We start from the raw sequence: 14,427 nt of genomic DNA, 5'->3' as shown, positions 1-14,427 counted from the left end.
AGGGCATGATGCGTTTTTCTGTCCTCTCTCGCTCTTATACTCCTCTGGCAGTGGCCGGGTTAACACTCGCCACCTCCCTTCTTGCAGCCCCTTGCTCTGCTCATGCGGCTGATACTGTCATGCCCGACCAATCACACGGGCAAGTTGTGCATCTCTTTTGGAAGAAGGAGGAGATTTACGACCATAACCGCCAGACCGTTACCCTCACAGGTGGAGCGCGTGCCCAACGTGGTGATATGACTGTGGATGCAGATACGCTGGTTGGTTATCTCCGCCCCAAACCCCAAAGCGCACAAACTACAGAGAGCGATACGGGGAATATGGAGCTTTACCGCGTAGAGGCCTTTGGGCATGTCCATATCTATAACCTTGTGGACCAAGGATGGGGGGATCACGGGCTTTATGATGTCGATAAAGGCGTCATGCTGATGACTGGCAAAGCCATGAAGTTCACAAGCCCACGCCATCTCCTCACCGCACGCGACCTTGTGGAATATTACCCCCATACGCGCGTCTCCATCGGCTGGGGAGATGCTACTGTCAATACGAGTGACGGCAAACGCATCACCGCCGATATTATGCAAGCTTTTGAGCTCACTGATGCCCAGAAGGCGGCTAACCGTGCCAGCCAAAAGGGGCAGAGTGCTAACAATTCTGACCAACAAGACACAAATCTAGACCGCGCTTACGGTTGGGGGCATGTGGTCGTCCGCACCGAGCGACAAACCGCCACGGGGGACCGAGGGGTGTATCTGGCTGGGCCGCAACTTGCCCGTATGGTGGGTAATGTACATGTCACCCAAGGGCAAAATCAAAATAACGGCTCCCAAGCGATTGTGGATTTTAAAACAGGCATTTCCCACATGCTCTCTGGCTCTAGTGACCCTGTACAGGGCCTAATTGTCCCAAATGAGACCAAGCAATGACTACCGACCTTATCAGCGAGACCCCCGGCTTAGCCGCACATGGCATTGCCAAGAGCTATAAAAAGCGCACTGTTGTGCATGATGTTTCCCTCCATGTGCAACGAGGTGAGGCTGTGGGGCTACTTGGCCCGAATGGGGCAGGGAAAACCACCAGCTTTTACATGATTGTTGGTCTTGTGCAGGCCGATATGGGCAGCATCACCCTTGATGGTGCTGATATTACCCCCCTCCCCATGTATCGCCGGGCACGCTTAGGCGTTGGCTATCTCCCCCAAGAAGCCAGCATCTTCCGTGGGTTAAATGTTGAGCAGAATATTCTTGTCGCGCTCGAAGCAGTAGAGAAAGACCGCGACAAACGCCACGCTATGCTAGATGGCCTGCTTGCAGAGTTTGGTATTACACGGCTGCGGCGGTCCCCTGCCCTTGCTCTATCAGGGGGTGAGCGGCGGCGGCTAGAAATCGCCCGCGCTCTTGCTAGCCAGCCTAATTATATCCTCCTAGATGAGCCTCTAGCGGGGATTGATCCTATTGCGGTGAGTGAGATTCGCGACCTTGTCTCGCACCTAAAAGATCGCGGCATTGGCGTGTTAATTACTGACCATAATGTCCGCGAAACGCTGGAAGTGATTGACCGCGCTTATATCCTCCATAGCGGGCGCGTCTTAATGGAAGGCACACCGGAAGCCATTGTGGCTAACGAGGACGTTCGCCGCGTCTATCTGGGGGAGAACTTCTCCCTCTAATCCCAGAGCTAATGCAGGAAGGTCGGCACCATATCTTGCTCGAGGATGGCATCAACCGCGCTGGCTTCATCCTCAGCAATCGCTACGGGTGTGCCATCAGCGGCATAAATTGCCACAAGAGAAGCCCCCTCATAGGGGAGAGGCCGCAGATAAGCGACCTCTGTCAGACCCCAATCCCGCAGCTCCGCACCTGTCATCGCACGGGCACGGGCGTGCATCTCCTCTATAACATCATGTGCGGACTTAGTTTGAGTGGGCTTCCCCTTCTTACTCCCGCCCAAACGGCCCCTCCTCCATCACAGGGGATAGGTCACGCGCGGGGCTTACATCATCCCGGCGGGCTATATCGGGCATCGCAGTGGCAAGCTCAGCACTGCCTTGCTGGATGGTGATGTGTTTTATCCGCACCTCTGGCTCTGGGCGATGGAGGTCGATATGCAGCAAGCCATTATCAAGCCACGCCCCAGCAATCTCAATGCCTTCTGCTAAGACAAAGGCTTTATGAAACTGCCGCGCTGCAATCCCGCGATGGATGAACACGCGGCCCTGCGCGTCATCAGCTTGGCGACCACGAATGACGAGCTGATTATCCTCTTGGGTAATCTGCAAATCATCCATCACAAACCCTGCCACAGCAAGGGTAATCCGCAGAGCCGTACGGCTTAACTGCTCAATATTATACGGCGGGTAACCGTCTGATGCTGTTTTTGAAGCACGCTCAAGCATTTGTTCCAAATGGTCAAACCCCAAAAACATGGGGGATGTAAAAAGACGTCCTGACGACATAAGCGAAACGGCCTCCTCAAGGAGCGAGACGTGATAACAAGCAGGCGACCCTACCAAAGGCATCCCCCACGCTGCATGATATGATAATCCACCTCCTAAGATGCAAGCCCTCCCTCATTAGGCATACAAAGAAGACGCTGGAATTAACACCGCCCAGCCGCTAACATAGCCGTATGAAAGACTTAGATTTTCTTGAGCGGCTTGATGATATAGCCCCAACGTCAATTCTTGTTGCGCCGCAACCTGTTCTCAGCCGTGTCGCCCATGAGGTACGACCAGAGGATATGAGCGGGATTCGTGAGGCTCTGCCGGGGATGTTCTCGGCTATGTATAAGGCCCCCGGTATTGGCCTTGCGGCCCCACAAGTGGGCCTAAGCCAACGCTTTGTCCTTGTCGATGTTGCCCGCGAAGATGAACCACGCGACCCGATGGTCCTCATCAATCCAGAAATCATCGATTCTGCTGAGACACTCGCCGCGCGAGAGGAAGGCTGCCTCTCCCTCCCTAACCAATATGCTGAGGTTATCCGCCCGGAATCCATCCGTGTGCGCTATCGTAATTTAGCTGGTGAGACCATTGAGCAAGAGGCATCGGGCTTACTGGCCACCTGTATCCAACATGAGATTGACCATCTCGATGGTATTTTATTTGTGGACCATCTCTCCTCGCTAAAACGCAATATGATTATGCGGCGTCTAGCGAAGGAACAAAAACGGAGACGATAAACCCATGCGCCTCATCTTCATGGGGTCGCCGGATTTTGCCGTCCCTGCCCTTCATGCGCTTATAAAAGCGGGCCATGATATTGTGGCCGTCTATACCCAGCCCCCACGCCCCGCAGGCCGGGGGAAGTCATTACGCCGGCAACCCGTGCATGAGGCCGCAGATGCGCTAAACATTCCTGTTCGCACCCCAGAAAGACTGCGCCATAATGAGGAAGAGCTGGCTATCTTCCAATCCTTCAACGCAGATGCGGCGATTGTGGCGGCCTATGGGTTGCTTCTTCCAGAGGCGATTCTTAATGCTCCCCGCCTTGGGTGCTTAAATATTCATGCCAGCCTCCTGCCGCGTTGGCGGGGGGCTTCGCCCATCCAATCAGCCATTCGCGCTGGGGATGAAAAAAGCGGTGTCTGCATTATGCAGATGGATAAAGGGCTTGATACGGGGGCGGTCATTCTCTCCGAGGCCACACCCATCACCCCCACGGATACCGCTGGGAGCTTGCATGATAAATTAGCGGAGAGTGGTGGGCGTTTAATCGTCCGTGCTTTAGCCGAGCACCCCACCCCTCTCCCGCAAGATGATGCCCAAAGCTGCTACGCCCCGCGCTTAGAACGCAAAGATGGGCATATCGATTGGACACGCCCCGCCCATGAGATTGAGCGGCAAATCCGGGCCTTTATCCCTTGGCCAGGAAGCTATGCCTTATTGGATGAGCAAAGCTATCGCATTGGGGCCGTAACGCTAGTGGATGACGCCGAAGCCACTGCTCTCACCGCTGCATCCCCTATGCCGGGCACCATATTGGATAACGCTTTAACCATTGCGTGCGGGCAAGGCTGTTTGCGTATTGAGCAAATTCAAAAACCGGGGCGAGCCATGATGGCACGAGACGCCTTCCTCCGCGGTACCACGCTTAGCAAAGGGACCCGCTTTGTTTGATGCTGCTCCCCCCGGTATTAGCCGCTGGGCTATTCGTATTGAGTTTGATGGACGGCCCTTTGTAGGCTGGCAGCGGCAAAAGAGCGGCCTTTCCGTCCAACAACTGATTGAAGAAGCTGCGCAGCATCTCACACAGGGCCGCAAGGTCAGCAGCGTAACGGCAGGGCGGACGGATTCGGGCGTGCATGCAGCGGGGCTTGTCGCGCATTTAGACTTCCCAGAAGATGCCCCGCTCAGCCGCAAAGCTGTGCGTGATGCGCTGGGCTATCACCTCAAACCCCACCCTATCTCCATTTTAGAGGCTGCCCCCGCACCGGATGGATGGAATGCCCGCTTCTCTGCAACATGGCGGCGATATCGTTACACCATCCTCAACCGCCCGGCTCGGCCTGCGATGCAGGAGGGCTTTGTCTGGCATATTCGCGCCCCGCTCGATATTGAGGCAATGCAGGCGGGGGCCAATCACCTCCTCGGCAGTCACGATTTTACATCCTTCCGTGCTGTCGCTTGCCAAGCGCGTGATGCCCTCCGCACCTTGGATGAGCTGACCATCACACGCTCGGGAGAGGCTGTGTATATTGATACACAAGCACGCTCTTTTCTCCATCATCAAGTCCGCAATATGGTGGGAACGTTAGCGTTAGTTGGCCATCATCAATGGTCCCCCGAGCGTGTAAAAACAGCCTTAGAGGCCCGTAATCGCTGCAAAGCAGGCCCTACGGCTCCACCTGATGGGCTATGCCTGATGGATGTTGGTTATCCTGATAATCCCTTCGCAACCCAAACGCGCTAACATCCTATGACTTCTATGAAGGGGTATGTATTTTGTCCAAGCCTGTAACAACCCGCACCATCACCATTCTGGGCGACCTGCTTTTAGACCAATATATTAGCGGTGAGGTCAATCGCATCTCCCCAGAGGCCCCCGTCCCCGTCTTATTGCACACTCAAGAGCATGTAACCCCCGGTGGGGCCGCAAATGTCGCGGTGAATGCAGCGGCTCTTGGCCATCCGGTCCATCTCATCGGAGTTGTAGGCAAGGACCCTGCGGCAGAAACACTCCGTCAGGCCCTAGCACAATGGTCGGACATCGCTTTAACGGGCCTTATCACCGATCCTAACTGGACAACCATTACCAAAACCCGTGTTCTTAGCGGGCGGCAACAAATTGTTCGCTTAGACCAAGAGAAACTGAACCCCCTCCCCCGTGCGGTTGAGGATGCCCTCATTGCTGCAACGCTCACCGCGTTAGAGACAAGCCGCATCCTCATTTGCTCCGACTACGCCAAGGGTGTGCTGTCTGATTATGTGCTGCAACATGTTATTGCCGCCGCTCGCGCACGGGACATTCCTATCTTAGTGGACCCTAAACGGGCTGATATATCCGCCTATCGTGGGGCAAGCCTTTTAACACCCAACCGGCAAGAATTGCGCACCGCGTTAAAAACCGCCTCTATCCGCCCGCCTACTGGACATGAATGGGCCTTAGATGAGGAGGCAGAGATTGAACAAGCCTGCACAGCCATAGCCTCTCTTACAGGTAGCGATATCCTCCTCACACGCTCCGAGAAAGGAATGACCCTCTGGCAGCAAGAGGCCGCCCCCCTCCATTGCCAAGCTCATCCTTCAGAGGTGTATGATGTCTCTGGCGCGGGCGATACGGTCATCGCCACAATCGCCTGCGCGTTGGCCGATGGTCATACCCTCCCCAGCGCGGTCACTATGGCTACCACAGCCGCCGCTATTGCGGTGAGCAAATTAGGCACAGCCTATGTGACGCATGAGGAATTGCATCAGCATCTCCTCGCGGAAATTGCCGATAACGGCTCTTACCTCCCTCTTACTGATGCCTGTGCGATTGTGGAGACGTGGAAGCGTCATGGGGCTTCGGTCGTCTTTACGAATGGCTGTTTTGACTTGCTCCATCCCGGCCATGTTGCCCTTGTTCAATATGCTGCAGGGCAAGGTGATAAACTCATTGTAGCCCTCAATAGCGATGCTTCTATCAAACGGCTCAAAGGTCCACGGCGGCCTTTGCAGCATGAGCAAGCCCGCGCAACGGTTATACGCGCCCTACGCCATGTCGATCTTGTTGTTCTATTTGATGAGGACACCCCCCTTGAGACCATTACCGCCCTTAAACCGGACATCATCGTTAAAGGGGCTGATTACAAAGAGGATGAAGTCGTAGGGGGAGATTTCGTCAAGGCCTATGGCGGACGGGTCTGCCTTGCTCCACTGCTAGATGGCCATTCCACAAGCCGCATCGTTAAAATCATGGATGACACGCACCCTTTAAAGGACGTTCCCTAATGCCGTCTCTCACAACAGAGCAAACACAATGGCACTCATGGTTATGCCAGAAGGCCCTACCCCTCTGGAACCAAGCTGGTTTTGATGAACAAGCTGGCTTGTATCATGAACGCCTCACCTTTGCAGGCGCTCCCATCCCCCTCCCTCATCGCCGTTTGATGGTCCAAGCACGTCAGGTTGCGACTTATTGCCAAGCGGCTTTAAACGGCCATTATAAAGCAGGAGAACGCGCTTTGGCCTGTTTGGCACAACTCACCAAACGCTATCATCGTGCTGATGGTCAAGCGGGATGGGTCTTTGCTTTAGGGCCGGACCTTGCCCCCTCTGACACCAAGCGCGACCTTTACGGCCATGCTTTCATCCTCTTTGCCCATGGATGGGCCTACCGCCTTAGCGGGGATACAGCCCTCCTTACCATAGCTGAGGAAAGCCTTGCTGAGATTGATGCCCTCTTTCCATCCCCTCAAGGGGGGTATCGTGACGCTATTCCTGCCCTCTCTGAGCGACATTCCCAAAACCCGCATATGCATCTTCTGGAAGCCTGCCTGACCCTTTTTGAAGTCTCACAAAGGGAGGTTTTTCTCCATCATGCAGAAGCTATTCTGGCTCTGGCCCTGCGCGCCTTCATTCCTCAAGGGACAGATGCGCTGTTGGAGTTCTTTACCCCCGCTTGGACGCCAGAAGAACCCTATGGGCGCAATCGTGTCGAACCCGGCCATCAAGCCGAATGGTGCTGGCTGTTAGGAGAGTATCATCGCCTTGCCCCAACAGGTGCCCACGCCACTGCTGCACGCAAGGCTCAACATAAGCTCTATGACCGCCTCCACCAAACTGTTCCCGGTCCACTCCTACCCGATGCGTTATATGATGATGGTACCCTACTAGAGGCCACAACACGCATCTGGCCCCAAACGGAGATGATGCGCCTGCTCGCTCAACACGCGCCCGCTGATCCTGCTACGCGGTATCAACGTCTATGTCGTATGAGCCAACTTTTCTTCACCCAATACGCGCCTGCTACGCTCTTTGGTGGGTGGATTGACCGGCTAGATGAAGCAGGCAACAGCGCAACGGACCATATGCCCGCTAGCAGCTTGTATCATATCTATAGCGCGGGGCAGGCTATCCTTAACGCCCCACCCGCTTAAACACCAAAACGCTGCATGAACTCCCCGTAAATCTGGGTTAGCTCCTCCAATGAAGCGAGGGAGACATGCTCATCACATTTATGCATCGTTGCCCCCACGAGACCGAACTCCGCCACAGGGCAGCAATGCGTGATAAAACGGGCATCGGACGTGCCCCCGCCAGTATCGAGCTTCGGCGTCTGCCCTGTTACAGCCTCCACCGCTTGGGAGAGATGCTCTACCTCCGCCCCCGCTATAGTGCGAAAGGCTTCCCCACTGATGGAGACATCCACCGTGCCATGCGCTGTATGGCACGCCACAACATCCTCTATCCAGCCCGAAAGACTTTCCCCCGTATGGAGGTCATTAAAGCGAATATTCACCCGCGCTTGTGCCGTAGCGGGAATCACATTCGTTGCAGAATTACCGACATCAATGCTGGTAATTTGCAAAGATGAGGGCGCGAACCACTCATTGCCTTGGTCCAGCACACGCGCTGTTAGGTCACTTAAAATCTTCACAAGCCGATGGGTGGGGTTATCTGCCAAATGTGGATAGGCCACATGCCCCTGCACCCCACGCACCGCAATGACGGCATTCATGCTGCCACGGCGGCCAATCTTAATCACCTCACCCATCTCCGTTGGGTTGGTCGGCTCACCCAGGAGGCAGAAATCAGGCTGTTCCCCTTGCTCTTTCATCCACTCCAACACGGAGCGTGTGCCGTAATGCGCGGGGCCTTCCTCATCCCCTGTAATCAGGAAGGCAAGGCTTCCTTTAAGAGGCCCGGCCTCCAGCCGGCGCGCTACAGAGGCCAGAGCGGCCGCTACACCGCCTTTCATATCCGCTGTACCACGGCCATAAATACGACCCTCGCGCACCTCCCCCGCAAATGGGTCGCTGCTCCACCCCTCACCGGGGGGCACAACATCTGTATGACCAGCAAAGCAAAGGCAGGGACGACCCTCCCCTAACCGCGCATAAAGATTGGGGGTCTCCTCCCCCTTAGGGCCAAAGGCCAACCTTCTGACGGTAAAGCCCATCATCTCCAACGCCTCTGCCACGACGCCCAAAGCTCCGTCATCAGCCGGGGTAACAGAACGACAACGAAGAAGGGCCTGCACAAGGGCAAGCGGGTCCCGCAGGGAAGATGACAGGCTCATAAGGTCACTCAGTCGCGCAAGAGCTCATTGATGGATGTTTTAGAGCGTGTCCGCTCATCCACACGCTTCACGATGACCGCGCAAGCTAAAGAAGGCCCACCCGGTGTCTTGGGTGGCAATGTACCCGGCACAACAACAGAGTAAGCCGGGACACGGCCCATATGAATCTCACCTGTTGTGCGATCCACAATCTTCGTGGAGGCCCCAAGGAAAACCCCCATGGAGAGAACAGAGCCACGCTCGACCACGACGCCCTCAGCCACCTCAGAGCGTGCGCCGATGAAGCAATCATCCCCAATAATCACCGGTGCGGCTTGGAGGGGTTCCAGCACCCCGCCAATCCCTGCCCCACCACTAATGTGGCAGTTCTTCCCAATTTGAGCGCAGGAGCCCACTGTGGCCCATGTATCAACCATTGTGCCGCTTTCCACACGGGCACCGAGATTAACGAAGCTGGGCATCAAAACCACACCCGGCGCAATATAAGCCGAACGCCGTACAACAGCCCCCGGTACAGCGCGGAAGCCTGCTTTCTCGAACTCAGCCTTGCCCCAACCAGCAAATTTGAGCGGCACTTTATCAAAGCCCGGGGCACCACCACAGCCATAAGCCATAGGCTCGGACTCATAAAGACGGAAGGACATAAGAACGGCCTTCTTCAGCCATTCATGAACAATACGCTCCTCGCCCTTTTGCTCTGCAACACGGAAGGTCCCGTTATCCAACCCGGCCAGAGCAGCCTCTACGACATCGCGCGCCTCCCCTTTGGTTTGAGGAGAGAGGCTTGCACGGTCCTCCCACAAAGTTTCTACATGCTTACGCAGCGTTGCGTGGTCCATAATTCATTCCTTTTTAACAACCATCATGAAGGCAAATAGCGTGCCCTTTTCCTCATTCTGCCGTGATGAGCGTGCCCGGTCCAGCGCGGGTAAACAGCTCTAGCAAGCATGTATGAGGCACGCGACCATCCAAAATAACCGCAGCCTTAGCCCCTGCTTGCACGGCTTTAAGGCATGTCTCCACCTTCGGAATCATCCCGCCTGTGATATGCCCCTCTTTAATAAGCCGGCGTGCCTCTGCTGCGGTAAGCTCCTCAATGCGCTTACCATGCTCATCCAAAACACCGGGTACATCGGTCAGCATCAATAGACGAGAGGCCCGCACAGCCCCCGCTACGGCCCCGGCGGCTGTATCGGCATTAATGTTATAAATCTCGCCTTCCTTACCGGCCCCTAAAGGAGCAACAACGGGAATCAACCCCGCCCCTAAAAGCGCATAAAGAACGCGCGGCTCCACCCGCACAGGCGTGCCGACAAAGCCGAGGTCTATAGCCTCCTGATGTGCCGCATCACCCCGGCGATAATGGACTAACCGCTCGGCCTGAATCAAACGCCCATCCCGGCCGGAAATCCCAACGGCCAAGGCCCCTGCATGGCTGATAAGGTCTGCCACTTGCTTATTGACCGTACCGGAGAGGACCATCTCGATGACATCAATCATCTCACGGTCTGTCACGCGCAGCCCGTCCACGAACTGGGCTTCAACCCCCAGACGCTTCATCATAGCGTTAATTTGCGGCCCCCCGCCATGCACCACGATGGGGTTAATCCCCACAAGCTTGAGCAAGGCAATATCGCGCCCAAATGTCGCGGCAAGGTCATTCTCAACCATTGCATGGCCGCCATATTTCACCACAATAGTATCACCGGCATAGCGACGCAGATAAGGCAAAGCCCCTGCAAGAATAGCCGCTTGCTCTTGCTCGCTTAATTTATCGGACGCCAGAAATTCTTCCGGGAGTGGCATAGGAGGGGAGGATGAAGAAGACATGACCATTCACTCTCAGACACTATTTTTCAAGGACGCCCAATAGCGGGTTCAGCAAACTGCGCTATTATGCCACGCAATTCCGCAATACCCAACGCAGTTGTACTACTTGTCGCCACAATATGGGGGAAAGCTGCCGCATGGCTTTTCGCCAAGGCTTCCACTTCCTTCACACGCTCTGTTAGAACCGTGGGGGATAAAGCATCGCATTTTGTCAGCACGATTTGAAAGACAACCGCCGCTTTATCCAAAAGGGCACAGACCTCTTTATCAGAGGCCTTAAGGCCAACCCGGCCATCAATCAGCAAAATCACACGAGCCAGATTCGGACGACCACGCAAATAAGCGAACATCGTCCTCTGCCAATCTTCCTTCACCGCTTTGGAGGCTTTAGCAAAGCCATAACCCGGCATATCCACCAAAGAAAGACGCCCGCCGAGGTCGAAGAAATTAAGCTGCTTTGTCCGCCCCGGCTCTGATGAGGCACGGGCCAAAGCCCGCCGCCCCGTCAAAGCGTTAATGATGCTGGATTTGCCTACATTAGAGCGTCCTGCAAACGCCACCTCTGCCCGCTCTGGCGGGGGAAGCTGCTCGATCGTCTGCGCGCCGAAGAAGAAGTCACAAGGGCCTGCAAAAAGCCGCCGACCTTCCTCAAGTTCTTCCTCACTCAGAGCAGGGATATGATGTGGCATCACGGCTCGTTCTTCTTGCCAAAGCGTTTACGCAAAGCGCGCCCGCCCAGCTTCATCAACGGTACAGGCAGGGCCGTCCGCCGCTCGATATAATGTTGCTGGAGGAAGGTCAGCACGTTGTTCCATGTATAATAAACCAGCAGACCAGCAGGAAAGCTCGACATCACAAAGACATACACCACCGGCATGAATTGCATAATCCGTGCCTGTGCTGGGTCCATCTGAATCATGCTATGCTTCTGCAACAGCCAGAAGGTAATGCCCAATGCCGCTCCCCAGACGCTAAGATGCAAGAAGGAGAAAATATGGGTTGGGTCAAACGGCAAGAGACCAAATAAGTTAAACAGATTTGTTGGGTCTGGGACGGAGAGGTCCTTAATCCACCCAAAGAAGGGCGCGTGCCGCTCATCAATGCTCAGATTCAGCATCTTATACAAGCAGAAGAAGATAGGAGCTTGGATAAGCATCGGCAAACAACCCCCAACCGGGTTAATTTGCTCCTCCTTATACAAGGCCATGACCTTCTGATTCATCGTCACCGGGTCATCTTTATATTTCTGCCGTATCTCCGTGACTTTAGGGGCCACGAGCCGCATACGTGCTGATGATTGTGCCGCTTTAGACGCCAAGGGAAAGAGAACAATCTTCACCAACAGCGTTAAAGCCATCAAAGCAAGGCCGAAATTACCAATATGGATATAAAGCCAATGCAGCACGAAAAGGATGGGCTTATTCAGGTAGGAGAAAGCACTCCAACCGAAATCAATACTATCATCAAAGCGGGGCAAACCTAGCTTGCGGCCATAATAACGCAGCAATCCGGGTTCTTTCGCACCAGCAAACAGGTAACTCCCCTGCCCTAGCCGCGCACCATCCTGAATGACCATCGGCTCTTGTGGGGTAAAGGTTGCGCGATAAGAGCCGCTCTGTGGGAGGTAACTTTCTTGCAAACGGACAGGCAAAGCCGAATCCGCCCCGATGGCTGCTAACCAATATTTATCCGTAATGCCACCCCAACCACCTTTGCTCGTGGCCTCCCACGAGACATGATTCGGCTTGCCAGCATCACCACGAATGTCTTTATACCCATTGCGTGTCAGGTCATTTTCCATGACGGAAACAAGGCCCTCAAACTCTGTTAAAGAGCCTGTGTTTTGCGGCAGATAATCACGCTGTATCCGTTGGAAAGGATAAAGTGAGACAGGCTGGCCAGAGTGATTCTCCACCTCCTGCCGTACCGTCACCATATAGTGACGATCCTGCGCTAAATGAATAATGAAGCGCACATTCGCGCCATTATCCCAATAAAGCGTCACGGGCTGCTCTGGTGTAAGGGCCTCCTGCCCACCATCGACCTGCCAGAGGGATTGCTCATCAGGCACACGGGTTTTATCCCCCTCCCCATTCTGCCAGCCTAACACAAGATAGGTCGGCATTTTGCTGCCTGCTTTATCCAACAACCGCACGAGCGGACTATCATGGGCGATCGTTTCGCGATAGCGCGTAAGCTCCAAATCATCCAACCGCGCCCCGCGCAGATTGAAGGAGCCTTGCACATCAGGACTCCGCACCGCTAGACGATGCTCTTTGTGGTCGTCCTGTGCTGCCTCTGCCACAGCCGGAGAGGCCATAGGAGTCGTAACAGCGGGCGATTGATTCGCCACAACAGAGGCCGGAGCCGGTGGGGGCGCGGCCTCTGGCTTATGCGCTTTCTGCGGCACAAGAAAATTAAAGCCAATCAGAATTAACGCTGATAAGCCAAAAGCGAGGATAAATCTTTTGCTACTTTCCATCGGGCTAGAGCCGCTCTTTCGTTGAACTGGAAGGGTAGATGGCCCTTCACTGGCGTAAAATCATCCCTAAAACAATAGCCGGGTTCATTTTTTTATCCATCCCGCCCTTATTAAATAGGCTGCTAAGGGGGATGATCCACACCCCCCGGATGAAAGGGATGACATTTTAAAATACGGCGTATCGTCAACCAAGAGCCATAAAACGGCCCATATCGGCGTATCGATTCCTCACCATAAGCACTGCAAGACGGGTAAAAACGACAACGCCCACCCATAAGCGGCCCTAGCAAAATCTGGTACAGCTTTATTAAACCGACCAAAAAGACACTAAGCACATGCCTCATCTCCCCTCACCCTCTAAGGCGCGGAGGACTTTCCGAACATCTTTCTTTAAAAGAGAGAAAGGCCGTTGCCTCGTTGCGGCACGGCCTATCAAAACAAGGTCACCAGAAGGAGGGCAGCCCTCCTCCTTCACGCTCACACGTAAAGCCTCACGCAGACGGCGGCGGGTGCGATTACGCACAACAGAATTACCGACCTTTTTCGTTACGGTAAAACCAGCACGCACCCCCACATCCCCCTCTCGCGGCAGAACCTGCCCAATGAGACCGGGAGACACGACCTTCTGCCCCTTACGGGCTAAATATAGAAACTGCGACCGCTTTTTGAGACGGTCAAGCCGCTCCATAATTAGGCAGAAAGCTTCTTACGACCTTTTGCACGGCGGTTAGCCAGCACGCGACGCCCGCCAACAGTAGCGGAGCGTGTACGGAAGCCGTGACGACGCTTACGAACCAGACGGGAAGGCTGATATGTGCGCTTCATTCTTTCTATCCTCTAATCTTTAGAACATGCTCAATGGCACGTTTTAGAACAGGACGCACCCAATAACGCCCCTCCACTTAGGGGTGGCTTTTAAGGGGCTGGCCCTACTCTGTCAATCCTACAATGCCCACTCATTGCTTATAAGGCATTAGAACTTAGGCAGGCTTCGGAGCGTCAGCTTTCTCAATCAGCTCAATCTTATAGCCATCAGGGTCCTGCACGAAGGCAATCACAATGCCCGTATTGCCCATCGGCCCAGCCTCACGCGTAACGCGCCCACCTCCCTGGCGAACAACCTCTACCGCCTCCGCAACATTTGGCACCCCAACAGCAAAATGCCCGAAGCCCGTGCCGTGAGTATAATCTTCTGTTTGGTCCCAATTATAGGTGAACTCAATTTCCGCTTCACCATGCTCATTGCCGCCATAGCCAATATAAACCAGCGTAAACCGCCCCTCTGGCACTTCTAACCGCCGCAGCTCACGCATGCCTAGCAGCCGGTAAAAGCTTAAACTACGCTCAAGGTCACGTACACGAACCATTGTGTGAAGATAAATGCTCATATCTCTT

Annotated in this window: 18 protein-coding genes; 7 read left to right on the top strand and 11 right to left on the bottom strand. The window is 54.7% G+C overall.

Features of this window, described 5'->3' with window-relative positions:
- The first annotated feature begins 5 nt into the window (after positions 1–5).
- Positions 6–926: an LptA/OstA family protein gene (locus tag GM557_RS03435; protein ID WP_230873254.1), complete on the top strand. Its 921-nt coding sequence runs from the start codon at positions 6–8 to the stop codon at positions 924–926.
- The gene (gene lptB / locus GM557_RS03430; RefSeq protein WP_155572963.1) at positions 923–1,669 is read left to right on the top strand and encodes an LPS export ABC transporter ATP-binding protein; all 747 of its coding nucleotides are present in this window, start codon (positions 923–925) and stop codon (positions 1,667–1,669) included. The genes GM557_RS03435 and lptB overlap by 4 nt, the downstream gene beginning before the upstream one ends.
- Before the next feature lie 8 nt (positions 1,670–1,677).
- On the opposite strand, the gene GM557_RS03425 is transcribed toward lptB, so the two are convergent.
- Together GM557_RS03425 and GM557_RS03420 are read right to left on the bottom strand one after the other, a co-directional pair.
- The gene (locus tag GM557_RS03425; protein WP_155572962.1) at positions 1,678–1,887 is read right to left on the bottom strand and encodes a DUF1150 family protein; all 210 of its coding nucleotides are present in this window, start codon (positions 1,885–1,887) and stop codon (positions 1,678–1,680) included.
- 49 nt (positions 1,888–1,936) lie between these two features.
- Complete coding sequence (locus GM557_RS03420) at positions 1,937–2,455, bottom strand: Hsp20 family protein (RefSeq protein WP_230873253.1); 519 nt, start codon at positions 2,453–2,455, stop codon at positions 1,937–1,939.
- A 173-nt stretch (positions 2,456–2,628) separates the two neighbouring features.
- On the opposite strand from GM557_RS03420, the gene def reads away from it, so the two are divergent.
- From def to GM557_RS03395, 5 genes are read left to right on the top strand one after another with little or no spacing between them, the layout of a single operon-like run.
- Positions 2,629–3,180, top strand: coding sequence for a peptide deformylase (gene def, locus GM557_RS03415; protein WP_155572961.1), 552 nt, complete (start codon positions 2,629–2,631; stop codon positions 3,178–3,180).
- Between the two features lie 4 nt (positions 3,181–3,184).
- Entirely contained in the window at positions 3,185–4,117 is a 933-nt protein-coding gene (gene fmt, locus GM557_RS03410) for a methionyl-tRNA formyltransferase (RefSeq protein ID WP_155572960.1), read from the top strand.
- On the top strand, positions 4,110–4,910 hold the full coding sequence (gene truA, locus GM557_RS03405) for a tRNA pseudouridine(38-40) synthase TruA (RefSeq protein ID WP_155572959.1): 801 nt from the start codon (positions 4,110–4,112) through the stop codon (positions 4,908–4,910). Before fmt ends, truA begins: the two co-directional genes overlap by 8 nt.
- Before the next feature lie 32 nt (positions 4,911–4,942).
- A complete protein-coding gene (gene rfaE2, locus GM557_RS03400; protein ID WP_155572958.1) occupies positions 4,943–6,430 on the top strand; it encodes a D-glycero-beta-D-manno-heptose 1-phosphate adenylyltransferase in 1,488 nt (495 codons plus the stop codon).
- Positions 6,430–7,578, top strand: coding sequence for an AGE family epimerase/isomerase (locus GM557_RS03395; RefSeq protein ID WP_155572957.1), 1,149 nt, complete (start codon positions 6,430–6,432; stop codon positions 7,576–7,578). Before rfaE2 ends, GM557_RS03395 begins: the two co-directional genes overlap by 1 nt.
- Here GM557_RS03395 and dapE read toward each other — a convergent pair.
- From dapE to gloA, 9 genes are all read right to left on the bottom strand, one after another.
- The gene (dapE, locus tag GM557_RS03390) at positions 7,575–8,720 is read right to left on the bottom strand and encodes a succinyl-diaminopimelate desuccinylase (protein WP_155572956.1); all 1,146 of its coding nucleotides are present in this window, start codon (positions 8,718–8,720) and stop codon (positions 7,575–7,577) included. The genes GM557_RS03395 and dapE overlap by 4 nt on opposite strands.
- An 8-nt stretch (positions 8,721–8,728) precedes the next feature.
- A complete protein-coding gene (dapD, locus tag GM557_RS03385; protein WP_155572955.1) occupies positions 8,729–9,559 on the bottom strand; it encodes a 2,3,4,5-tetrahydropyridine-2,6-dicarboxylate N-succinyltransferase in 831 nt (276 codons plus the stop codon).
- Between the two features lie 52 nt (positions 9,560–9,611).
- Positions 9,612–10,526 carry an acetylglutamate kinase gene (gene argB, locus GM557_RS03380; protein WP_155573493.1) on the bottom strand — a complete coding sequence of 305 codons (915 nt, stop codon included), beginning with the start codon at positions 10,524–10,526 and terminating at the stop codon, positions 9,612–9,614.
- 50 nt (positions 10,527–10,576) lie between these two features.
- The gene (gene yihA / locus GM557_RS03375) at positions 10,577–11,239 is read right to left on the bottom strand and encodes a ribosome biogenesis GTP-binding protein YihA/YsxC (protein ID WP_155572954.1); all 663 of its coding nucleotides are present in this window, start codon (positions 11,237–11,239) and stop codon (positions 10,577–10,579) included.
- Positions 11,239–13,032 (bottom strand): membrane protein insertase YidC, encoded by a 1,794-nt coding sequence (gene yidC, locus GM557_RS03370; RefSeq protein WP_155572953.1) that lies wholly within the window; start codon positions 13,030–13,032, stop codon positions 11,239–11,241. Before yidC ends, yihA begins: the two co-directional genes overlap by 1 nt.
- Positions 13,033–13,154: 122 nt before the next feature.
- The gene (gene yidD, locus GM557_RS03365; protein ID WP_155572952.1) at positions 13,155–13,376 is read right to left on the bottom strand and encodes a membrane protein insertion efficiency factor YidD; all 222 of its coding nucleotides are present in this window, start codon (positions 13,374–13,376) and stop codon (positions 13,155–13,157) included.
- Complete coding sequence (gene rnpA, locus GM557_RS03360; protein ID WP_266137725.1) at positions 13,373–13,723, bottom strand: ribonuclease P protein component; 351 nt, start codon at positions 13,721–13,723, stop codon at positions 13,373–13,375. Before rnpA ends, yidD begins: the two co-directional genes overlap by 4 nt.
- A complete protein-coding gene (rpmH, locus tag GM557_RS03355; protein ID WP_018979184.1) occupies positions 13,723–13,857 on the bottom strand; it encodes a 50S ribosomal protein L34 in 135 nt (44 codons plus the stop codon). Before rpmH ends, rnpA begins: the two co-directional genes overlap by 1 nt.
- A gap of 155 nt (positions 13,858–14,012) precedes the next feature.
- Positions 14,013–14,420, bottom strand: a complete 408-nt coding sequence (gloA, locus tag GM557_RS03350; RefSeq protein WP_155572950.1) for a lactoylglutathione lyase — start codon at positions 14,418–14,420, stop codon at positions 14,013–14,015.
- Positions 14,421–14,427 lie beyond the last annotated feature (7 nt).

This window comes from Bombella sp. ESL0385, from assembly GCF_009725755.1.
GTDB classification, from domain to species: domain Bacteria; phylum Pseudomonadota; class Alphaproteobacteria; order Acetobacterales; family Acetobacteraceae; genus Bombella; species Bombella pollinis.
The sequence above is the reverse complement of the archived record's forward strand: the minus strand, read 5'-3'. Positions and strand labels throughout refer to the sequence as shown.